Source organism: Streptomyces sp. 130 (genome assembly GCF_007096885.1).
In the GTDB taxonomy this organism is placed as follows: domain Bacteria; phylum Actinomycetota; class Actinomycetes; order Streptomycetales; family Streptomycetaceae; genus Streptomyces.
The window spans coordinates 70,102-90,719 of record NZ_VJNO01000025.1; the positions used below are offsets into that span (position 1 = coordinate 70,102).

Here is a 20,618-nt window from a genome sequence, read left to right on the forward strand (position 1 = left end):
CGCCTTCCCCTCTCTGCTCGGTGTGCAGGAACGGAGAACGGCGGCCCCCGATCATGAGGGCCGCCGCCTTGTGCATCAGTGGTGCCGGGGCGTCAGCCGCAGTACGGCGTCTGCTTGTTCTCGACAGAGCTGGACGTGTTGCCCTTCGTCAGCTCGGCCGCGTCGCCCAGGTCGATGGTCGTCGCTTCATCTTCGGTGGAAGCGGTCTCGATGCTGGTGTCGGACATGGTGGTGCTCCTCTCGGTCGTGTTCGAGTGGTGCAGGTGGGTGGCGCCGGGGCCTCAAGAGAAGTCCCGGCGCCGGTTCCGTCCGGCTCGACCTGTCCAGGGTTGTTCCGGGCGGAAGTCTGCGGGTTATCCGTCGGGCGTGCCGGCGACGGCCAGGGCGACGACGGCGACGGTGGCGCAGATGATGTAGGCGAGGACGGCTAAGCGCTGTCTCACGGCGACGAGACCGCCCTCCCCGCGTGAGGCGACGTCGCGGACGTTCTTGTTCAGGAGCGGGCGCTGCTCGTACCCGTCCGGGTCGACCGGGTTCACGTCCCCGCCTCCGGCCGGCTCTCGGCGCGGCGCACGAACTTCTCCCAGCCTTCGGCCGCTCGCAGACGCAGGGCCCGGCTCGGCGCACCCGGCCGAGGCTCCGCCGGCGTGTACGTCCGGCCGGTCGCGCCGGGGGCCCTACGAGGCAGTTCGGAGGTCGTCACGCGGTCGCTCCTCACGCACGGGGCAGCAGCGGGCCGCAGGTGCGACGGGCGGGACACCGCGACCCGCTGCTTTCGGGGGAGCCGCCCGAAGGGTCCTTCCACCTCCGGGGGCGTGGGACCAGTGAACGGCTGAACGCGTCAGCGCCTCAACGAAGTTGCGGCCAATTGCGGAAACTCACCCGAGTGCGTCGATCGCGGCCGTGATCAGCGCGCGGGCGTTGTCGCCGTAGACGGCCATCTTCGCGAGTTCCTCGAACGCTTTCGCATAGTCAGCGAGTTCGCGGGGCTGGGTGACACCGATCTTCGCGGTGAGGGTTTCGACGGCCACCCGACGGTCGTCGTACAGGTAGAACGCCTCAAGAGGCCATACGGTGCGCTCGGCGGTGAAGGGGATGATCCCGAGGGAGACCGAGGCGAGCGGCATCACGGTGAGCAGATGGCGGAGCTGGCCGGCCATCGCCTGAGAATCCCCGATCCGGGAGCGCAGCACCCACTCCTCCATGAGCACCGCGTACCGGTGGGTGCCCTCGTAGAGGAAGCGGGACCGTGCGACGCGGGCGGCCACGGCCTCGGTCACGTCGTCGGGGGTGCCCTGGAAGCGGGTGATGTTCGCCAGCAGCGCGGTGGCGTATGCGGGGGTCTGAAGGAACCCGGGCATGACGTTGGAGACGTAGACGCGCTGGAGGGATGCCTGCGCGTTGGACGTGTAGGCGTTCTCCTGGGACTGGCGCAGCCCGTTCCTGTGGATCCTGCGCCACTCCTGGTACATGGAGTCGACGGCGCGGGAGGTGGCGATCAGATCCTCCACCTGATCTTCGGCCTCGCAGGCGGCGCACCAGGCGCGGATATCCGCGTCGGAGGGCGGCGCTTCGGCCTTCTGGATGCGGGTGGTCTTCGCGGGGTGCCAGCCACACCGGGAGGAGAGTTCCCGCCCGGTGAGACCGGCGTCTTTGCGGAGGTGTGACAGGCGCACGGCGAGGGCTTCACGGGCCGCCTGTGCGCTGGAGGACGGGGATGCGGGCATCGGGGGGTGCGGTGGGGTCAGACGGTGTACTGGGCGTGGGGGATGCCGCGCTCCCATACCGTCTCGAACGCCGACGCGCACAGTTTCACCACAGCGGGGTCCTCGCTCCACACCTTGGGCTCATCGGCGTGCCAGTCGCCGGTACCCGTCCAGTTGTGCTGCTGTACCAGGCGGCCGTCGAACAGCCAGAAGTCCGTGCCCGGCAAGGCGATGTCGAAAGCGCGGCGGCGGGGCAGCCAGCGGACCTGCTCCCCGGCGTCGATGTTCATCTGGGTGCCGGCGTGTTCGTAGCGGATGTAGTCGGTGACCGGCTCGGAGACGATGCGGGCCCGGCGGATGACGACGCCGCGGGCGGTGGCGGCCGAGATCATGCGCAGCCAGTTGCCGCGTTCCGCCCGCTGTGCCTCCTCGCTCCACTCCCCGCGCAGGAAGGACGCGAAGGTGTCGGCCTCGCTGGGCACCCCGTAACTGTCACGCATCTCCAGGTGGACCGCTGACGTCTGCGTCTGCTCCAGCAGCTCGGCGAAGCTCGGCACGTTCTGCTTCATCGCACGCCTTCCTCAAGATCGGCACCATGCGGGCCGGGATACGGATCACTGTCTCGTGCGCCGGGACCCCCGGGGCGTGTCCGGGTACCCACTGGGTCCCGTCGATCTTCATCCGGAGGGCTTCCTCGGCGGTGACTCCCTGGAAGATCAGATCGGCGGATTCCTCCTCCACCCACACCGTTGGGGACCCCTCCTCACCGGTGTTGGGGTCTATCCCGATGAACCGTAGTGGCATGACGTTCTCCCCTGTCCAGTGAGTTGCGCGTATTTGCGTGTGAAGCTCGTCCACGTCCGCCGGGCCGTCAAGAGGGGGAACCGGCCATGCTCCGGGACGCCGCTGTCTGACCTCCGGAAACGCGGAATCCCCCCGCTGACCCAGTGAGTTCAGGTGACAGACACCCGAGTACGGCGAGAGAGCCGTCAAGGCACGGTCGATGCCGGCGTACGTGGATGACACGTACCGCGAGAAGTACGGCACCCCGGTGTATGGGGATTCCACGCGGCTCAACCAGTTTGGGCCGTCGAGCATGACCTGGATGAAGTCGGTCCGGGACCATCCGGCGCGGGCGGCGGTAGCGGCCAGGGCGTGTGTGACGGTCCAGGCGTGATCGGCCGCCGCAGAGCCCTTGCCGCCCCGCTGGCGGGACCACCGGGCGTAGACGCCACCGGTGTCCCCCTCGACCAGGAGGCGGTGCATTCTGGCAGACAGGGCGGGGAGCTTGGCCAGCAGGCCGACTCGGTCGGCCGGGGCAGGCGAAGACATCGCGCAGTTACGGACGGGACCGTATGGGTCCACTCAGAGCTACGTCGAGGAAAAACTAAGAGCCCTGTCACTCTCCGTAGAGAGTGGCAGGGCTCTTACTCTGGCGAAGCCATGTCTGGCGCACCGTCAGACTCTGACCGTCCGATTGCGCAGACCTTGCACGAGACGACAGGGACCAACTGGAAACCACCGGAGTCGTCCGGAGGTGTTTCCGCAGGTCAGGAGGGCATTCCGGGGCGCATTGCCGCAGGTGTGGGTATGTCCCGGTTCCTCCTGTTTCTTACAGGTCGAAGTACAGCTCGAACTCGTGCGGGTGCGGGCGCAGCTGGATCGGGGCGATCTCGTGGGTGCGCTTGTAGTCGATCCACGTCTCGATCAGGTCGGACGTGAAGACGCCGCCGGCCTGGAGGTACTCGTTGTCGGCCTCGAGGGCGTCCAGGACGGCCGGGAGGGACGTCGGGACCTGCTGGACGTTGGCGTGCTCCTCGGGGGCCAGCTCGTACAGGTCCTTGTCGATCGGCTCGGCGGGCTCGATCTTGTTCTTGATGCCGTCCAGGCCGGCCATCAGGAGCGCCGAGAAGGCGAGGTACGGGTTGGACGACGGGTCCGGGGCGCGGAACTCGACGCGCTTGGCCTTCGGGTTGGAGCCGGTGATCGGGATGCGCATCGCGGCGGAGCGGTTGCGCTGCGAGTACACCATGTTGACCGGGGCCTCGAAGCCCGGGACCAGGCGGTGGTAGGAGTTCACCGTCGGGTTGGTGAAGGCCAGCAGCGACGGGGCGTGCTTCAGGATGCCGCCGATGTAGTAGCGGGCGGTGTCCGAGAGGCCCGCGTAGCCCTGCTCGTCGTAGAACAGCGGGTCGCCGCCGGACCACAGGGACTGGTGGACGTGCATGCCCGAGCCGTTGTCGCCGAAGATCGGCTTCGGCATGAAGGTCGCGGTCTTGCCGTTGCGCCAGGCGACGTTCTTCACGATGTACTTGAAGAGCATCAGGTCGTCGGCCGCGGCGAGCAGCGTGTTGAACTTGTAGTTGATCTCCGCCTGGCCGCCGGTGCCGACCTCGTGGTGCTGGCGCTCGATCTCCAGGCCGCTCTTCTGCAGCTCCAGGGACATCTCGGCGCGCAGGTCCGCGAAGTGGTCGACCGGGGAGACCGGGAAGTAGCCGCCCTTGTAGCGGACCTTGTAACCGCGGTTGTTCTCGATCGCCCCGGTGTTCCAGGCGCCGGCCTCGGAGTCGATGTGGTAGAAGCTCTCGTTCGCCGACGTCTGGAAGCGGACGTTGTCGAAGACGTAGAACTCGGCCTCGGGGCCGAAATACGCGGTGTCGGCGATGCCGGTGGAGGCGAGGTACGCCTCCGCCTTCTTGGCCACGTTGCGCGGGTCGCGGCTGTACTGCTCGCCGGTGATCGGGTCGTGGATGAAGAAGTTGATGTTGACGGTCTTGTCACGGCGGAAGGGGTCGACCCGGGCGGTCGACAGGTCCGCGCGGAGCGACATGTCGGACTCGTGGATGGCCTGGAAGCCGCGGATCGACGAGCCGTCGAAGGCGAGTTCGTCGGCCGGGTTGAAGGTCGCCGCCGGCACGGTGACGTGCTGCATCACACCGGGCAGGTCACAGAACCGGACATCGATGAACTTGACGTCGTTGTCGGCGATGAACTTCTTCGCGTCGTCGGCGTTCTGGAACATCCAACTCCTCCTACTCCCGGCCCGGGAGGGACGGGGTTGCAGCTCCTTGTGTGACCAGTGCGGTGGCACACGCTGGACCCGACCATAGGTAGACGGGATTTCTCAAGCATGACCCATTTGTTTCGCCGAAGTTAACCGGCGCGGGTGCGAGGAGCGGTGGTGCGGGTCCCGGGCCGCCCCCACGCCGTGGACCTACGGGCCTCCCGGCCGTATCGAAGGGCCGTCCGAGGAGTGGGACGACGCGTGGGACGGCACCCGCCGGGGAAGGCGCGCGGCCGGGCGCAGTACCGTGGTCGGGTGGACAACAGGCAAGCAATCGGATCGTGGCTCTCCGGGCCGCGCGCGGCGGCCGAGGAGATGGGCGCCGACTTCGGCTACCGGGGCAAGCGGCTCGGCCTCCCCGAGCAGGGCCCCGGGGCCATCGCCCCGCTCGGTCGGCGCTTCGGGGCCCTCTTCATCGACTGGGCCCTGTGCATGCTGATCGCATACGGACTGTTCGCTCGCGGTGACCAGCAGGCGTCCGGGAACTGGGCGCTCGGCATCTTCCTCGTCATGAGCGTCCTCACCGTCGGCACGATCGGCTGCACCCCCGGCAAGCGCCTCATGGGCACCAGGGTCGTCGCCGAGGACGGTGGCCGCCTGGGCTTCGTCCGGGTCCTCGTCCGCAGCGTCCTGCTCTGCCTGGCGATCCCGGCCCTCGTCTGGGACCGCGACGGCCGCGGCCTCCACGACCGCCTGTCCCGCGCGGTGCAGATCCGCGTCTGAGGCGTACGACACGCGAAGTACGACACGCGAAGAAGTACGACATGCGAAGAGGGCGGGCCGTGCACCTTCGTGGTGCACGGCCCGCCCTCTCGGGCTTCCGGGTGCGTCAGCGCATCTTGCCGCCGCGAGGCATCCGCGTGCCCTTCGGCATGGGGCCCTTCGGCAGGGGCATGTTGCTCATCAGGTCACCCATCGCGCGCAGCCGGTCGTTCGCGGCCGTCACCTGGGGGCCGGTCAGGACGCGGGGCATCTTCAGCATCTTGGTGCGGACCTTCTTCAGGGGCACCTGGCCCTCGCCGTTGCCGACGATGATGTCGTGGACGGGGACGTCCACCACGATGCGGGCCATCTTCTTCTTCTCGGCCGCGAGCAGGCTCTTCACCCGGTTCGGGTTGCCCTCGGCGACCAGCACGATGCCCGCCTTGCCGACGGCGCGGTGCACGACGTCCTGGTTGCGGTTCATCGCGACCGCCGGGGTCGTCGTCCAGCCGCGGCCCACCCGGTCCAGCACCGCCGCCGCGGCGCCCGGCTGGCCCTCCATCTGCCCGAAGGCGGCGCGCTCGGCGCGGCGTCCGAAGACGATCGCCATCGCGAGGAGCGCGAGCACGAAGCCCAGGATGCCCAGGTAGATCGGGTGATCGATCAGGAAACCGATCGCGAGGATGACACCGAAGGTGACGATTCCCACACCCGCGACCACGAGACCGATCTTGGAGTCGGTCCGCTTGGTCATCTTGTAGGTCAGAGCGATCTGCTTGAGCCGCCCCGCGTTCTCGGCGCTGTCCGCGCCTTCAGTGGTGTTTGCCTTCCTCGCCATGCAATGAAGTTTACGTGGCCTTCGAACGACGGGCGGCCACGGCCTCCCGTTCCGGCACGTAGCCGGAATCGGCCCGGTCCCTGGCCCGGCGGCGGTCCTCCAGGACGGCCGTCCAGGCGTTGCGGCGGGCGGTGCGCTGGCCGCCCCCGAGCAGCAGCGACTCCACGGCGCGGAGGGTGTTGGTGACGGTCGGGATGACGGTGGCGCGTACCGGCGCGGCCTGCATCGTGGCAAGTCCCCTCGGAAACGATGTACGTGTGCTGCGCGGACTGGAGACGGTGCGCGGGAACGGCGGTGGCGGTGTGCGTCACCGCGCCGCGCGTGCGTCCAGCGTCACCGTTCGGTGTTACCAGCGCGTGACCGGTCGGTCAAACACCAATGAAACCTCGATACGGGCCCCGCGCACGCCGACGCGGTCCGTCCGCGCCCCGGGCCGCTCGGGCCTGCGGGGACGGGACGGACCGCGTCGGGAGGGGTGCCGGTTACGCGGACGGCACCGGGGCCTGGGCCTCGCGCCGGTCCATCGCCTGCTGGAAGAGGCGGCCGGCGCGGTACGAGGAGCGGACGAGCGGTCCGGACATGACGCCGGAGTACCCGATCGCGTCGGCCTCGTCCTTGAGCTCCACGAACTCGTGCGGCTTCACCCAGCGCTCGACCGGGTGGTGGCGCACCGACGGCCGCAGGTACTGCGTGATCGTGATGAGCTCGCAGCCCGCGTCGTACAGGTCCTGGAGCGCCTCGCTGACCTCCTCGCGGGTCTCGCCCATGCCCAGGATCAGGTTGGACTTGGTGACCAGGCCGGCCTCGCGGGCGCGGGTGATGACCTCCAGGGACCGCTCGTAGCGGAAGCCGGGGCGGATGCGCTTGAAGATGCGCGGCACCGTCTCCACGTTGTGCGCGAGCACCTCGGGGCGCGCGGAGAAGACCTCCGCGAGCTGGGCTGGCTCGGCGTTGAAGTCGGGGATCAGCAGCTCGACCTTGGTGCGGCCGGCCGCCCGGTCCGCCGTCTGGGCGTGGATCTGGCGCACGGTCTCCGCGTACAGCCAGGCGCCGCCGTCCTCCAGGTCGTCGCGGGCGACGCCGGTGATGGTGGCGTAGTTCAGGTCCATCGTGACGACGGACTCGCCGACGCGGCGGGGCTCGTCCCGGTCCAGCGCCTGCGGCTTGCCCGTGTCGATCTGGCAGAAGTCACAGCGCCGGGTGCACTGGTCACCGCCGATGAGGAACGTGGCCTCGCGGTCCTCCCAGCACTCGAAGATGTTGGGGCAGCCGGCCTCCTGGCACACGGTGTGCAGGCCCTCGCTCTTGACGAGTTTCTGCAGCTGGTTGTACTCGGGGCCCATCTTCGCCCGGGTCTTGATCCACTCGGGCTTGCGCTCGATGGGGGTCTGGCTGTTCCGGACCTCAAGGCGCAGCATCTTGCGCCCGTCGGGTGCGACAGACACTCCGGCACTCCCCTTTGCTTTCACTGCATTGGATTCTTCGGCGAACACCAGGGTACGCCCGTAGTTCATTCGGTTGTACGTCTGCCCAACCTGGGGCAGGCAGGGCCTATTCCCGGCAGCGTGTTCCGTGGGTCACGCCGTGGCCACGGCGTCGCCGGAGCGCTCGATCGTACGGGGGGCGAGCTCGGCGTTCTCCAGGATGTCCCGGAGGTGCTTCTCGACGACCGGCAGGACCTCGTCGATGGTGACGTCGCGGCCCAGCTCGTAGCTGAGCGAGGTGACGCCGGCGTCCCGGATGCCGCAGGGCACGATGCGGTCGAACCAGGTGTTGTCGGGGTTCACGTTGAACGAGAAGCCGTGCATGGTGACGCCCTTGGCGACGCGGATGCCGATGGCGGCGAGCTTGCGGTCCTCGCGGCGCTGGCCGGCGTTGGACGGGGCGTACTCGGGGCCGTTGAGCCGCGGGTCGAACTCCTCGTCCGCCAGGCGCGGGTCGAAGTCGAGCGTGAGGCCGCCGAGGGCGGGGCGCTGTTCGACCGGGTCGCCCAGGACCCAGACGCCGCTGCGGCCCTCGACCCGGCTGGTCTCGACGCCGAACTCGGCGGCGGTGCGGATCAGCGCCTCCTCCAGGCGGCGCACATGGGCGACGACGTCGACCGGGCGCGGGAGCTTCTGGATCGGGTAGCCGACGAGTTGGCCGGGGCCGTGCCAGGTGATCTTGCCGCCGCGGTCCACGTCGATGACGGGGGTGCCGTCGAGGGGGCGCTCGCTGTCCTCCGTGCGCCTGCCCGCGGTGTAGACGGGCGGGTGTTCCAGGAGCAGGCAGGTGTCCGGGACGGTGTCCTCGAACCGCGCCGCGTGCACCTCGCGCTGCTTCTGCCACGCCTCCCGGTAGTCGACGGCGTTCTCGCCGAATCCCATGCGGACGAACCGGAGCTCACTCACGGCAGCAGCCTCTCTCCTCGCGGTGCCGTGGAGCCGGGGGTTTCCCGGAACCGCGTCACCCTGCACGAATCGCGCTCAGGGCCTTTCGTGCGGATCAGGCCGGACGAAAGGCCCTAGCCACTGTACGACCGGCGTCGGCGCGGGGGCCGGGCAGGTCTTCCCGTCAGCGCCGCCGACAATCCTCACACGATCGGATGAATGTGGAGCGAAGGGTGCTGAGGCCGCCCCGCGGGCAGTTAAATTCGCGCCGTTCGTCAGAGGGCTGCCCGGCCCCGAAGGCAGGAGACCCTACAGCTGATGTCCGAACGACCTCCGCAGCGCACGCCCAACCGCCGGCTCGCCTCGCTCATCACCGAGGCCGGGTTCTCCAACGCCGGCCTCGCCCGCCGGGTGGACCAGCTCGGCCTCGAACACGGACTCGACCTGCGGTACGACAAGACCTCCGTCACCCGCTGGCTGCGCGGCCAGCAGCCCCGGGGCACCACCCCCGCGCTGATCGCCGAGGTCTTCACGCGGCGCCTCGGCCGCCGGCTCTCCGCGCAGGACCTCGGGCTCGACGCCTGCGCCCCGGTCTACGCGGGCCTGGAGTTCGCCGCCACGCCCGCCGAGGCCGTGGACATCGTCAGCGGGCTCTGGCGCAAGGACTCCGGCAGCCACACCGAGCTGCGGAAGATCGCGTTCACCCCGGCCGGTCTCGTCGTGCCCAGCCGGGACTGGCTGATCGGCCGCGCCGACGAGTGGGTCGGCCGCCCCACGCCCGGCGGGGCCAGGCCCGGAGCGGCCCGGCCGGCCGGCGCCCAGTTCCCCGCCGGGGCCCTCGCCGCCGTGCCCGAGCAGAGCGGACGGCACAGCGTGCGGGGGCCGGTGCCCTCGCGGCCCGGCGGAGTGCCCGCACCGCCCGGCGCCCCGGCCGGCGGCGCGACGGCCGGCCCGGGGGTGCCCCGGCAGCGGCAGACCGAACGGGGCTCGGGGCTGCGGGTCGGCGAGGGGGACGTGGCGGCACTGCGCTCGGTGGCCGAGCTCTTCGGCACGCTCGACCACGCCTACGGCGGCGGGCACGCCCGGCAGGCCCTCGTGCGGTACCTGGAGCACGAGACGGAGCCGATGCTGCGCGGCACGTACGGGGAGGCGACCGGCCGGCGGCTGTTCGGGGCCGCCGCCGACCTGACCAGGCTGGCGGGCTGGACCTCGTACGACATCGCGGCGCACGGGCTCGCCCAGCGCTACTTCGTCCAGGCGCTCCGCCTCTCCCAGGCCGCTGCCGACCGGGCCTACGGCAGCTATGTGCTGATCACCATGAGCCGCCAGGCGGTCTATCTCACCCATGGCCGGGAAGCGGTCCAGCTGGCCCGGGTGGCACAGCAGGGCATCGGCTCGGCCGCGCCCCACGCCGTCATGGCCATGCTGCACGCGGTGGAAGCGCGCGGGCACGCGGTGCTGGGGGACTCCAAGGCGTGCACCGCCTCGCTCGCCCGGGCCGAACGCGCGCTGGAGGCGGCCCGTCCCGGCGACGAGGTGCCGCACTGGGCGCGTCACTTCGACGAGGCGCAGCTCGCCGACGAGTTCGGGCACTGCCACCGCGACCTCCAGCAGTACCGGTCCGCCGCGCAGTACGCGGAGCGCGCGCTCCAGCTGCGCGCCCCCGCGTACGCCCGGAGCAGGCTGTTCTGCCGGGTGGTGCTGGCGTCCGCCCGGCTGGGCCTGGGGGAGCTGGACCAGGCGTGCCTGCTGGGCGCGGAGGCCGCCCAGCAGGCGGCCGAGATGCGCTCGGTGCGGGCCACGGAGTACGTACGGGACTTCGAACGGCGGCTGGAGCCCTTCCGGGACGCCGCCGCCGTGCGCGGCTACCGGGAGCGGGTCGCCGCGCTGGGCTGAGGCTCCGCTTCAGGCCGCCTCGGGGAGCGCGGGGGCGTTTTCGGCGGCCGGGCGGATGCCGAGGTCGTGGAGGATCGAGGCGGCGGCGCGGGCGCCCGAGGCCAGCGCGCCCTGGACCGTGCCGGTGTCGCGGTGGTCGCCGCACACGTAGAGCCCGGCGAGGACCCGGACCGGGCGGCGCGGGTCGTGCGGGGCGGGCATCGCGGGGACGGCCTCAGGGTCGTGGCGGGCGGCCAGCAGCTCCCAGTCGTCGGTGGGCACGCCGTAGAGCGTGGCGAGGTGGGCGCGGACCGTGCGGTCCAGGTCGTCGGGCGGGGTGCCGAGGACCGTGGAGGTGATCAGGGTCCGGCCGAGCGGGGCGCGGGCCGGGTCGACCTCGCTCATCACGGCGGTGTGGGAGACGGGGCCCGCCCGGTCGGCGTCCAGGAGGAGCGAGGCGCCGGTGGGCGGGGGAGCGGGGGCGGTGTGGTGGAGCACCGTGACCGGGTGGAAGGACGGCAGCCGCAGGCCCGGCAGCAGTTCGGCGGCGGCGCTCGCTCCGGTGGCCACCAGCAGGGACCGGCAGCCCAGTTCACCGTGCTCCTTGGTGCGTACGGAGGTGATGTCGGCGGAGGTGACGTGCACCCCGGTGCGTACGGTGCCGGGCGGCAGGGAAGCGGCGAGGAGCGCGGGCAGCGCACCCGCCCCGCCCTCGGGCACGCACAGCCGTCCGCTCGCGTAGGTCCGCAGGGCGAGGTCGGCGCACCGGCTGGACGTGGTGAGGTCCGGGTCGCCGAGCAGCGCGGTGAGCAACGGGCGTACGAAGCCGTCGAGCGTCCGGGAGGAGAGCCGGCCGGCCAGGGCGTCGAGCGCGGCGCGTTCGGGCCGGGCGAGGAGGCGGGCCGGCGGCGTGGCGGCGAGGCGGGCCAGGGCCACGCCGAGCCGGGCGTGGTCGATCGCGCCGCCCATGGCCCCGGTGAGGGCGCTCGCGCGCGGCGGCCGGGGGGCGTGCGCGAGGGCGCGCGCCGCCTTGAACGCACCCCGTGCGCCCGGCACGCGGGGGGTCTCGCCGGTGCGGTGGCGGCGGCCCCCGCTGTGTACGAGGACCCCGGGATCGAAGGTGCGCAGGACGAGTCCGTCGAGCCCCGGTGTGGTGCGGAGCTCCGGATACGCGGTGTTGAGCAGCGGGCCGACGCGGTCGAGGCGGAACCCGTCCACCTCGTCGGTGGCCATCCGGCCGCCGACGCCGGGGCCGGCCTCCAGGACGCTGACACTGACCCCGGCGCTGGTCAGTCGGTGGGCCGCCGACAGGCCGGCGATCCCGGCCCCGATGATGACGACGTCCGCGTGGTGTGCCGTGCTGAGCACGTGCCCTCCCCGGTTCGGCGCGAGTGGTGGGGGGCTCATGCCCTCAACCGACCACCGGAATGCGTGAGTTCGGCAGGAGGCTAGGCGAGTGGCCCGATCCTGCGCAGTCGCGCGCGGGCCGGTGCACCGATGCACGGGGTCGCACGCCTGTCCGAAAAGGGCCGGGGCACCCCGGGGGTCAGCGCAGGGCGGCCCGGACGGCGGCGTCGACGGACGGGAAGGCGAACGAGAACCCGGAGCCGAGCAGCCGCGTCGGCAGCACCCGCTGACTGCCCAGCACGTCCCCGGCGAACTCGCCGAGCGCGAGCCGCAGGGCCGGTGCGGGCGCCGTGAAGAGGGTGGGCCGCCGCAGCACCCGGCCCATCGCGGCGGTCACCTCGGCGTTGGTGACGGGCGTCGGGGCGGTCAGGTTCACCGGCCCGGACAGCTCCGGGGTGTCGAGGATGTGCCGCAGCGCCGCGATGTGGTCGTGCAGCGCGATGAAGCTCCAGTACTGCCGCCCGTCGCCCATCCGGCCGCCGAGCCCCGCCCGGAACAGCGGGAAGAGCTTGCCCCAGGCCCCGCCCTCCCGGGCGACCACCAGGCCGGTGCGGGCGTGCACCGTACGCACCCCCGCCTCCTCGGCCGCCGCCGTGGCCTCCTCCCACTCCACGCAGACCGACGGCAGGAACCCGTCCCCGGGCGGCGCCTCCTCGTCGACCGGGCGGTCGCCGGTGTCCCCGTAGAAGCCGATCGCGGAGCCGGACAGCAGCACGGCGGGCGGGGTGTCGAGCGAGGCGACGGCGTCCGCGATCGCGGCGGTGCCCAGCACCCGGCTGTCCCGGATCTCCTTCTTGTACGCCTCGGTCCACCGGTGGTCCCCGACCCCCGCCCCGGCGAGGTGGACGACCGCGTCGCAGCCCACCAGACCGGCCACGTCCACGTGACCCCGCTTCGGGTCCCACTCCACCTCGTCGCCGTCCCTGGCCGGGTGGCGCACCAGGCGGACCACCTCGTGCCCGTCGGCCCGCAGCGAGCGCACCAGCGCCGCTCCGATGAGTCCGGTCGATCCGCTGACGGCGATACGGGAGTGCGGCATGGCGTCCATCCTGCCCCACCGGGGCCGTCGTACGCGGCCGTGGCACAGTGGCGGCCATGACCGAACCCGCTGCCCCCGCCCCGCCCCTCGTCCGCCGTGCCGTTCTCGCGGACGAGTCCGCGCTCGGCGAGCTGGACCGCGCCACCTGGTCGACCCTGCACGCGGTGCAGCCGCGCCCGCAGCCCCCGTACGAGCCGTTCTTCGACGAGCGGCACCCGCCCCGGGACATCCTGGTGGCGGAAGCGGTGAACGAGGCGGGGGAGCGGGTGCCGGCCGGTTACATACGCGTCGTGCCGCCGACCCCGCTGGCCTGCAACGCGCACGTCCGGCAGATCCAGGGCCTGGCCGTGGCCCACTGGGCGCGCGGCCGGGGCGTCGGGCGCGCCCTGGTCCGTGCGGCCTGCGCGGCGGCACGGGTCGAGGGGGCGAGCCGGATCACCCTGCGGGTCCTCGGCCACAACGCGCCCGCCCGCGCGCTGTACGAGGCGGAGGGCTTCACCGTCGAGGGCGTGCTGCGGGGCGAGTTCTTCCTGGCCGGGAGTTACGTGGACGACGTGCTGATGGGCCGCGCGCTCACCCCGTGACGGGGGCGCGCTCAGCCGCCGAACCGCTCCCACAGGGCGGGCAGCCGGGCCGCCAGGGCCGCGTCGTCGTCCGGGTCGAGCGGGGTGCCCTCCGGCTCGTCGGGCTGCGGCGGCAGTCCGAGGCCGGGCGCGACCACGCCGGTGAGCTGTTCGTACGCCTCGTCGGCCGCGTAGCCCAGCTCCTCGCCGTCGCCGTCCAGCTCCTCGTCGAAGGAGTCGAGCAGCTCGGCCAGGGCGTCCGGGTCCTGCACGGCGCCCTCGAAGACCTCCCGGCCCCGGCCGATCAGCCAGCAGCGGAAGTAGTCGAAGGCGTCGTCGTCCGCGCCGCCGAGCAGGATGGCGGCGGCGCCCCACAGGTCCCAGCGGTAGGCCCGGTTGAAGCGGGCCTCGAAGTGCCGGGCGAAGTCCAGCACCGCTTCGGGGTCGAGCAGCACCAGCTTGTCGACCAGCAGGTCGGCATGGTCCTCGGGGTCGCCGTCGGCGGCCTCGCGCGTGCTGTCGATCAGCTCCCAGAACTCGGTCTCGTCCATCACGGGTCCAGCATCTGCCCTGAGCGCGGCCGACGCACGCCCAGACACCGCTACGAAGCCGTCAGGGCGCGCCCCCGTAGAGCGCGTGCAGCCGGGCGGCGGCGGTCGCGAACCTCTCCCGCAGCACGGCCGGCCCCAGCACCTCCAACTCCGGTCCGAGGCCCAGCAGCTGGCCGTAGGCGACGTCCAGGGACTCCACCGGCAGGGTGACCGAGACCCAGCCGTCGGCGGAGGGCGGCCCCGCCGCCTCCAGCGCCCGGGTGGCGGCGGCCCGGTCCACGACGTGCGGCAGCCGGTGCGCGGCCGCCTCCGAGAGCCGCAGCGTCACCTCCGTACGCAGCAGGGAGCGGGCGAACGCGGCGGACCGCTCTTCCCAGAAGGCGGGCAGGTCGAAACCCTCGTCCCGGACGAAAGGAGTGTCCGAAACGGTGGCGGCGGTGAACCGGTCGATGCGGTACACCCGCGTGTCGTCGCCCGCGCGGGCGCACAGGTACCAGACGCCCGCCTTCAGGACGAGCCCGTACGGGGCCAGCTCCCGTTCGGCGTCGGAATCCCGGCCGGCCGGGCGGTACCGGGCCAGGAGCAGCCGGTCGCGCCACACCGCCTCGGCCACGGCGGGCAGCAGCTCCGGCGTGACCGGCTCCTGGTACCAGCCGGGCGCGTCCAGGTGGAAGCGCCGCCCCGCCCCCGCCGGGGCGTCCCGCAGCGCGGGCGTCAGGGCCGCCGACACCTTCAGCCGGGCGGCCGAGGCGGCGTCCGCGAGCCCCATCTCGCGCAGCGCGGAGGGCAGCCCGGACAGGAAGAGCGCCTCCGCCTCGTCACGGGCGAGACCGGTCAGCCCGGTGCGGTACCCGCCGACGAGCCGGTAGCCGCCGGCCCGGCCGCGCTCCGCGTAGACCGGGACACCGGCCTCGGAGAGGGCCTGCGCGTCCCGGGTGACGGTCCGCTCGGACACCTCCAGCTCCCGGGCCAGCTCGGCGGCGGTCATGCCGGGGCGGGCCTGGAGGAGCAGCACCATTCGGATCAGCCGGGCAGCACGCATGCGGCCATTGTGGACGCAGACCGGGCCCGTCCGGCGATCGAGGACAAGACCTCGAGCGCCGGACGGGCCCGGTGGGGACCGTCAGAGACCGTACCGGTCCCGCGCCTCCTTGACGGCGGTCGCCGGCACCTCGCCGCGCCGGGCCAGCTGGGCCAGGGTCGCGACGACGACGGACTGGGCGTCGACGCCGAAGTGGCGGCGGGCCGCGTCACGGGTGTCGGAGAGCCCGAAGCCGTCCGTGCCGAGCGAGGTCCAGTCCTGCTCGACCCACTGGCTGATCTGGTCCGGTACCGCGCGCATCCAGTCGCTGACCGCGACGACCGGGCCCGGAGCGCCCTCCAGCGCCTGCGTCACGTACGGCACCCGCTGCTCACCGCGGAGCAGCGCCTCGTCGCACTCCAGCGCCTCGCGGCGCAGCTCGCCCCAGGAGGTCGCGGACCAGACGTCGGCCGTGACACCCCAGTCGGCGGCGAGGAGCTCCTGGGCCTCCAGGGCCCAGTGGATCGCCGTGCCGGAGGCCAGCAGCTGGGCGCGCGGGCCGTTCGCCGCGGCGGGCGCGCCCTCCTTGAAGCGGTAGAGGCCCTTGACGATGCCCTCCTCGACGCCTTCCGGCATCGCGGGCTGCGGCTTCGGCTCGTTGTAGACCGTCAGGTAGTAGAAGACGTCCTCGGCGTCGGGGCCGTACATCCGGCGCAGACCGTCCTTGACGATCACCGCGATCTCGTACGCGAACGCCGGGTCGTAGTTGAGCGACGCCGGGTTGGTGGCGGCGATCAGGTGCGAGTGGCCGTCCGCGTGCTGGAGGCCCTCGCCGGTCAGGGTCGTACGGCCGGCGGTGGCACCCACGATGAAGCCCTTGCCGAGCTGGTCGGCGAGCTGCCAGAACTGGTCGCCGGTCCGCTGCCAGCCGAACATCGAGTAGAAGATGTAGAACGGGATCATCGTCTCGCCGTGCGTCGCGTAGGACGTGGCGGCGGCGATGAAGTCGGCCATGGCGCCGGCCTCGGTGATCCCCTCGTTGAGGATCTGGCCGTCCTTGGCCTCCTTGTAGTACATCAGCTGGTCGCGGTCGACCGGCTCGTACGTCTGGCCCAGCGGGGAGTAGATGCCGGCGGAGGGGAACAGCGACTCCATGCCGAAGGTGCGGGCCTCGTCGGGGACGATCGGCACCCAGCGCCTGCCGGTCTGCTTGTCCCGCATCAGGTCCTTGACCAGGCGGACGAAGGCCATGGTGGTGGCCATCTCCTGCTTGCCGGAGCCCTTCTTGAGCGCGGCGAACGCGCGCTCCTCGGGCTGCGGCAGCGCCACCGCGTGCACCCGGCGGGCCGGGGCGGGGCCGCCGAGGGCGGCACGGCGCTCCTGGAGGTAGCGGACCTCGGGGGAGTCGGCGCCCGGGTGGGCGTAGGGCACCAGGCCGTCGGCGAAGGCGCTGTCCGGGATCGGGAGGCCGAGCAGCTCGCGCATGCCCTTGAACTCGTCGATCGTCAGCTTCTTCATCTGGTGGTTGGCGTTCTTGGACTCGAAGCCCTTGCCGAGCGTGTAGCCCTTCACCGTCTGGGCGAGGATCACGGTCGGCGCGCCCTTGTGCTCGACGGCGGCGCGGTAGGCCGCGTACACCTTGCGGGCCTCGTGGCCGCCGCGCGAGGTGTAGAAGCACTCGGCGATCTTCGCGTCGGTGAGCAGCTTCGCCAGCTCGGCGAGGGCGGGCTCGGCGCCGAAGAAGTGCTCGCGGATGTACGCGACGTCGCGGGTGGCGTACGTCTGGAACTGCGCGTCCGGGACCTCGCGGAGGCGGCGCACCAGCGCGCCCGTGGTGTCGAGCTGGAACAGCTCGTCCCAGGCGTTGCCCCAGAGCGTCTTGATGACGTTCCAGCCGGCGCCCCGGAAGGCGCCCTCCAGCTCCTGCACGACGCGGAAGTTGGCGCGGACCGGACCGTCGAGGCGCTGCAGGTTGCAGTTGATGACGAAGGTCAGGTTGTCGAGCTTCTCGCGGGCCGCCAGCGCGAGGGCGGCGGTCGACTCGGGCTCGTCCATCTCGCCGTCGCCCAGGAAGGCCCAGACGTGCGAGTTCGACGTGTCCTTGATGTTGCGGTTGGCGAGGTAGCGGTTGAAGCGCGCCTGGTAGATCGCCGAGAGCGGGCCGAGGCCCATGGAGACCGTGGGGAACTCCCACAGCCAGGGCAGCCGCCGCGGGTGCGGGTAGGACGGGAGGCCGTTGCCGCCCGCCTCCTGGCGGAAGTTGTCGAGCTGCTGCTCGCTGAGCCGGCCGTCGAGGAAGGCGCGGGCGTAGATGCCGGGGGAGGCGTGGCCCTGCACGTACAGCTGGTCGCCGGAGCCGTCCCCCTCCTTGCCGCGGAAGAAGTGGTTGAAGCCGGTCTCGTACAGCCAGGCCGCCGAGGCGAAGGTGGCGATGTGACCGCCGACGCCGTAGCGCGCGCCACGGGTGACCATCGCGGCCGCGTTCCAGCGGTTCCACGCGGTGATCTTCGACTCCATCTCCAGGTCACCGGCGAAGTCGGGCTCCGCGGCGGTCGGGATGGAGTTGACGTAGTCGGTCTCCAGCAGCTTGGGCAGCGCGAGACCGGCGCCCTCGGCATGCTGGAGCGAGCGCCGCATCAGGTACGCGGCACGGTGCGGGCCCGCGGCCTTGGTGACGGCGTCCAGGGAGGCCGCCCATTCAGCGGTCTCCTCCGGGTCGCGGTCCGGGAGCTGGTCGAGCTCGCTCGGAAGCTTTCCTACGGGGTCGGTCATGATCGCCGCCTTCCGGTGAGGAGGGGGGTGGAGAAGTCCCTGACTGGCAGGACAGGGCGATGGGGCCGGTGGGCCCGCGAGGTGAACTGTAAATCGCCGATCGATGATCGATCAAAGGATGAACGGCAAAACTTCTCGATATGAAGAAAGTGGCATGCGGTGCCATGAAATGGGGCACCGAGTGACGGGATTTACCCGCTCAAAACGGGCGCCGACCTGCACGTAAGAGCAGCGGGGGCGACACGTGCGCGGCGTCTCAGGCGCGCGGCGCGCACCCCAGGACGTGGGCCTTGACCAGCGTCCCGATGTCCGGGTCCTTGCGCAGGAAGGCGTCGATGAGGGCCTCGTGCTCCTCCGCGTACGACTTCTGGACGGTGCCCAGCCAGCGGATCGACAGGGCCGTGAACACCTCGATGCCCAGCCCCTCCCAGGTGTGCAGCAGCACCGCGTTCCCGGCCGCCCGCACCATGGCGCGGTGGAAGGCGACCGTGTGCCGGACCTGGGCCTCGCCGTCCGCCAGCCGGTCCGCCTCGTACAGCGCCGCCACGTGCGGGGCGAGGAGCGAGCAGTCCTCGCCGAGCCCCGGGGCCGCCAGCTCGGCCGCGATCTGCTCCAGGCCCGCCCGTACGGGGTAGCTCTCCTCCAGGTCGGCGGCGGTGAGGTTGCGGACCCGGACGCCCTTGTTGGGCGCCGACTCGATCAGCCGCAGCGTCTCCAGCTCCCGCAGCGCCTCGCGCACGGGCGTCTGGCTGACCTCCAGCTCGGTGGCGATGCGCCGCTCCACGATCCGCTCGCCCGGCTTCCAGCGCCCGCTGACGATCCCCTCCACGATGTGCTCGCGGATCTGTTCGCGCAGCGAGTGGACGACGGGCGGGGTCATGACGGGCTCCTTCGGACAGACCGGTACGCCTGCACCGGGCACGGTGGCCGGGGCGACCGGTGGTGTCTAGACAATACGGCGGCGCCCCCGCCCGGAAGTGTTCCGGACGGGGGCGCCGATCGTGAGGCTGGTTACAGGCCGAGCTCGACCTCGAACTCGCCGGCCTCCAGGATCGCCTTGACCGCGGTCAGGTAGCGGGCGGCGTCCGCGCCGTCCACCAGACGGTGGTCGTAGGAGAGCGACAGGTACGTCATGTCGCGGACACCGATCACGGTGCCCTCCTCGGTCTCGATGACCGCGGGACGCTTCACGGTGGCACCGATGCCCAGGATGGCCGCCTGGTTCGGCGGCACGATGACGGTGTCGAACAGCGCGCCGCGCGAGCCGGTGTTGCTGATGGTGAAGGTGGCACCGGACATGTCGTCCGGGGTCAGGCCGCCACCGCGGGCCTTGCCGGCCAGCTCGGCGGTCTTCTTCGAGATGCCGGCGATGTTGAGGTCGCCCGCGCCCTTGATGACCGGGGTCATCAGGCCCTTCTCGGCGTCCACGGCGATGCCGATGTTCTCCGAGTCGAAGTACGTGATGGTGCCTTCGTCCTCGTTGATCCGGGCGTTGATGACCGGGTGGGCCTTCAGCGCCTGGGCGGCGGCCTTCACGTAGAACGGCATCGGGGAGAGCTTGACGCCCTCCCGGGCCGCGAAGGCGTCCTTCGCGCGGGCACGCAGCTTCATCAGCTTGGTGACGTCGACCTCGACGACCGAGGTCAGCTGGGCCTGCGAGTGCAGCGCCTTCATCATGTTGTCGCCGATGACCTTGCGCATGCGGGTCATCTTGACGGTCTGGCCGCGCAGCGGGCTGGCCTCCAGCTTCGGCGCCTTGGCGGCGGCCGGAGCGGCGGCGGCGGGCGCCGGGGCAGCGGCGGCGGCCTTGGCGGCCTCCGCGGCGGCGACGACGTCCTGCTTGCGGATGCGGCCACCGACGCCGGTGCCCTTGACCGCGCCCAGGTCGACGCCGTTCTCGGCGGCGAGCTTGCGGACCAGCGGCGTGACGTACGCGCCGTCGTCACCGGAGGTCGCGGCCGGGGCGGGGGCCGGAGCCTGCGCCGGGGCGGCCGGAGCCGGTTCCGGCGCGGGGGCTGCGGCCGGGGCGGGCGCCGCCGGGGCCGGGGCCTGGGCCGGAGCGGCACCGGGCGCGCCGATGACGGCGAGCTTGGCGCCGACCTCGGCGGTCTCGTCCTCGCCGACCACGATCTCCAGCAGCACACCGGCGACCGGGGCGGGGATCTCGGTGTCGACCTTGTCCGTGGAGACCTCGAGCAGCGGCTCGTCCTCCGCGACCTCCTCGCCGACCTCCTTCAGCCAGCGGGTGACGGTGCCCTCGGTGACGCTCTCGCCGAGCGCCGGCAGGGTGACGTCGGTGCCGGAGGCGGAGGAGGCGCCGGTGGCGGCCTCGGCGCTCGGCGCCTCGGCCGGGGCCTCGGTCTCGGTCGACGGGGCGGTCGGGGCCTCGGCGGCGGCCGGGGCCGGGGTGGCGGCCGGCTCGGCGGCCGGAGCGGCCTCGGCGGCCGGGGCGCCCGCGCCGTCGTCGATGACGGCCAGCTCGGCGCCGCCCTCGACGGTCTCGTCCTCGGCGACCTTGATGGACGACAGGACGCCGGAGGCGGGGGCGGGGATCTCGGTGTCGACCTTGTCGGTCGAGACCTCGAGCAGCGGCTCGTCGGCCTCGACGCGCTCGCCCTCGGCCTTCAGCCAGCGGGTGACAGTGCCCTCGGTGACGCTCTCGCCGAGCGCCGGAAGGGTTACGGAAACCGACATGGTTTCAGTTGCTCCTT

Annotated in this window: 20 protein-coding genes; 3 read left to right on the forward strand and 17 right to left on the reverse strand. The window is 72.0% G+C overall.

Going from position 1 to position 20,618, the window contains the following annotated elements:
- Positions 1-92: 92 nt before the first annotated feature.
- The 6 genes from FKN01_RS21265 to glnA form a co-directional block, all read right to left on the reverse strand.
- Positions 93-227: an albusnodin family lasso peptide gene (locus FKN01_RS21265; protein ID WP_143622975.1), complete on the reverse strand. Its 135-nt coding sequence runs from the start codon at positions 225-227 to the stop codon at positions 93-95.
- Positions 228-353: 126 nt separating this feature from the next.
- Positions 354-539, reverse strand: a complete 186-nt coding sequence (locus tag FKN01_RS21270; protein ID WP_143622977.1) for a hypothetical protein — start codon at positions 537-539, stop codon at positions 354-356.
- 339 nt (positions 540-878) lie between these two features.
- On the reverse strand, positions 879-1,727 hold the full coding sequence (locus tag FKN01_RS21275) for a helix-turn-helix transcriptional regulator (RefSeq protein ID WP_143622979.1): 849 nt from the start codon (positions 1,725-1,727) through the stop codon (positions 879-881).
- 17 nt (positions 1,728-1,744) lie between these two features.
- Positions 1,745-2,275 carry a DUF6879 family protein gene (locus FKN01_RS21280; RefSeq protein ID WP_143622981.1) on the reverse strand — a complete coding sequence of 177 codons (531 nt, stop codon included), beginning with the start codon at positions 2,273-2,275 and terminating at the stop codon, positions 1,745-1,747.
- On the reverse strand, positions 2,199-2,510 hold the full coding sequence (locus tag FKN01_RS33300) for a hypothetical protein (protein ID WP_143623031.1): 312 nt from the start codon (positions 2,508-2,510) through the stop codon (positions 2,199-2,201). Before FKN01_RS33300 ends, FKN01_RS21280 begins: the two co-directional genes overlap by 77 nt.
- Before the next feature lie 808 nt (positions 2,511-3,318).
- On the reverse strand, positions 3,319-4,728 hold the full coding sequence (gene glnA / locus FKN01_RS21295; RefSeq protein WP_073965523.1) for a type I glutamate--ammonia ligase: 1,410 nt from the start codon (positions 4,726-4,728) through the stop codon (positions 3,319-3,321).
- A 297-nt stretch (positions 4,729-5,025) separates the two neighbouring features.
- Between glnA and FKN01_RS21300 the strand changes: the two genes are divergently transcribed.
- Positions 5,026-5,493 (forward strand): RDD family protein, encoded by a 468-nt coding sequence (locus FKN01_RS21300; protein WP_185992928.1) that lies wholly within the window; start codon positions 5,026-5,028, stop codon positions 5,491-5,493.
- 106 nt (positions 5,494-5,599) lie between these two features.
- Here the strand turns inward: FKN01_RS21300 and FKN01_RS21305 are convergent, their stop codons facing one another.
- The 4 genes from FKN01_RS21305 to lipB all read right to left on the reverse strand — a co-directional run bounded on the left by FKN01_RS21305 (position 5,600) and on the right by lipB (position 8,700).
- A complete protein-coding gene (locus FKN01_RS21305; protein WP_143622983.1) occupies positions 5,600-6,310 on the reverse strand; it encodes a DUF4191 domain-containing protein in 711 nt (236 codons plus the stop codon).
- Between the two features lie 10 nt (positions 6,311-6,320).
- Positions 6,321-6,536: a hypothetical protein gene (locus FKN01_RS21310; RefSeq protein WP_143622985.1), complete on the reverse strand. Its 216-nt coding sequence runs from the start codon at positions 6,534-6,536 to the stop codon at positions 6,321-6,323.
- Positions 6,537-6,792: 256 nt separating this feature from the next.
- Positions 6,793-7,728 carry a lipoyl synthase gene (gene lipA, locus FKN01_RS21315; protein ID WP_143623035.1) on the reverse strand — a complete coding sequence of 312 codons (936 nt, stop codon included), beginning with the start codon at positions 7,726-7,728 and terminating at the stop codon, positions 6,793-6,795.
- A gap of 159 nt (positions 7,729-7,887) precedes the next feature.
- A complete protein-coding gene (gene lipB, locus FKN01_RS21320; RefSeq protein WP_143622987.1) occupies positions 7,888-8,700 on the reverse strand; it encodes a lipoyl(octanoyl) transferase LipB in 813 nt (270 codons plus the stop codon).
- A 297-nt stretch (positions 8,701-8,997) separates the two neighbouring features.
- Here lipB and FKN01_RS21325 point away from each other — a divergent pair, with 297 nt between their 5' ends.
- Positions 8,998-10,575 (forward strand): regulator, encoded by a 1,578-nt coding sequence (locus tag FKN01_RS21325; protein WP_143622989.1) that lies wholly within the window; start codon positions 8,998-9,000, stop codon positions 10,573-10,575.
- A gap of 9 nt (positions 10,576-10,584) precedes the next feature.
- Here FKN01_RS21325 and FKN01_RS21330 read toward each other — a convergent pair whose 3' ends face one another.
- Positions 10,585-11,922 (reverse strand): FAD-dependent oxidoreductase, encoded by a 1,338-nt coding sequence (locus FKN01_RS21330; RefSeq protein ID WP_143622991.1) that lies wholly within the window; start codon positions 11,920-11,922, stop codon positions 10,585-10,587.
- 178 nt (positions 11,923-12,100) lie between these two features.
- On the reverse strand, positions 12,101-13,000 hold the full coding sequence (locus tag FKN01_RS21335) for a TIGR01777 family oxidoreductase (protein ID WP_143622993.1): 900 nt from the start codon (positions 12,998-13,000) through the stop codon (positions 12,101-12,103).
- Between the two features lie 56 nt (positions 13,001-13,056).
- On the opposite strand from FKN01_RS21335, the gene FKN01_RS21340 reads away from it, so the two are divergent.
- Complete coding sequence (locus tag FKN01_RS21340) at positions 13,057-13,584, forward strand: GNAT family N-acetyltransferase (RefSeq protein WP_143622995.1); 528 nt, start codon at positions 13,057-13,059, stop codon at positions 13,582-13,584.
- An 11-nt stretch (positions 13,585-13,595) separates the two neighbouring features.
- On the opposite strand, the gene FKN01_RS21345 is transcribed toward FKN01_RS21340, so the two are convergent.
- The 5 genes from FKN01_RS21345 to sucB form a co-directional block, all read right to left on the reverse strand.
- Complete coding sequence (locus FKN01_RS21345) at positions 13,596-14,114, reverse strand: DUF4240 domain-containing protein (RefSeq protein ID WP_143623037.1); 519 nt, start codon at positions 14,112-14,114, stop codon at positions 13,596-13,598.
- A 61-nt stretch (positions 14,115-14,175) separates the two neighbouring features.
- Positions 14,176-15,156, reverse strand: coding sequence for a YafY family protein (locus FKN01_RS21350; protein WP_185992929.1), 981 nt, complete (start codon positions 15,154-15,156; stop codon positions 14,176-14,178).
- Between the two features lie 81 nt (positions 15,157-15,237).
- A complete protein-coding gene (gene aceE, locus FKN01_RS21355; protein WP_143622997.1) occupies positions 15,238-17,907 on the reverse strand; it encodes a pyruvate dehydrogenase (acetyl-transferring), homodimeric type in 2,670 nt (889 codons plus the stop codon).
- A gap of 256 nt (positions 17,908-18,163) precedes the next feature.
- Entirely contained in the window at positions 18,164-18,787 is a 624-nt protein-coding gene (locus FKN01_RS21360; RefSeq protein ID WP_143622999.1) for a GntR family transcriptional regulator, read from the reverse strand.
- 131 nt (positions 18,788-18,918) lie between these two features.
- On the reverse strand, positions 18,919-20,601 hold the full coding sequence (gene sucB / locus FKN01_RS21365) for a 2-oxoglutarate dehydrogenase, E2 component, dihydrolipoamide succinyltransferase (RefSeq protein ID WP_143623000.1): 1,683 nt from the start codon (positions 20,599-20,601) through the stop codon (positions 18,919-18,921).
- Positions 20,602-20,618 lie beyond the last annotated feature (17 nt).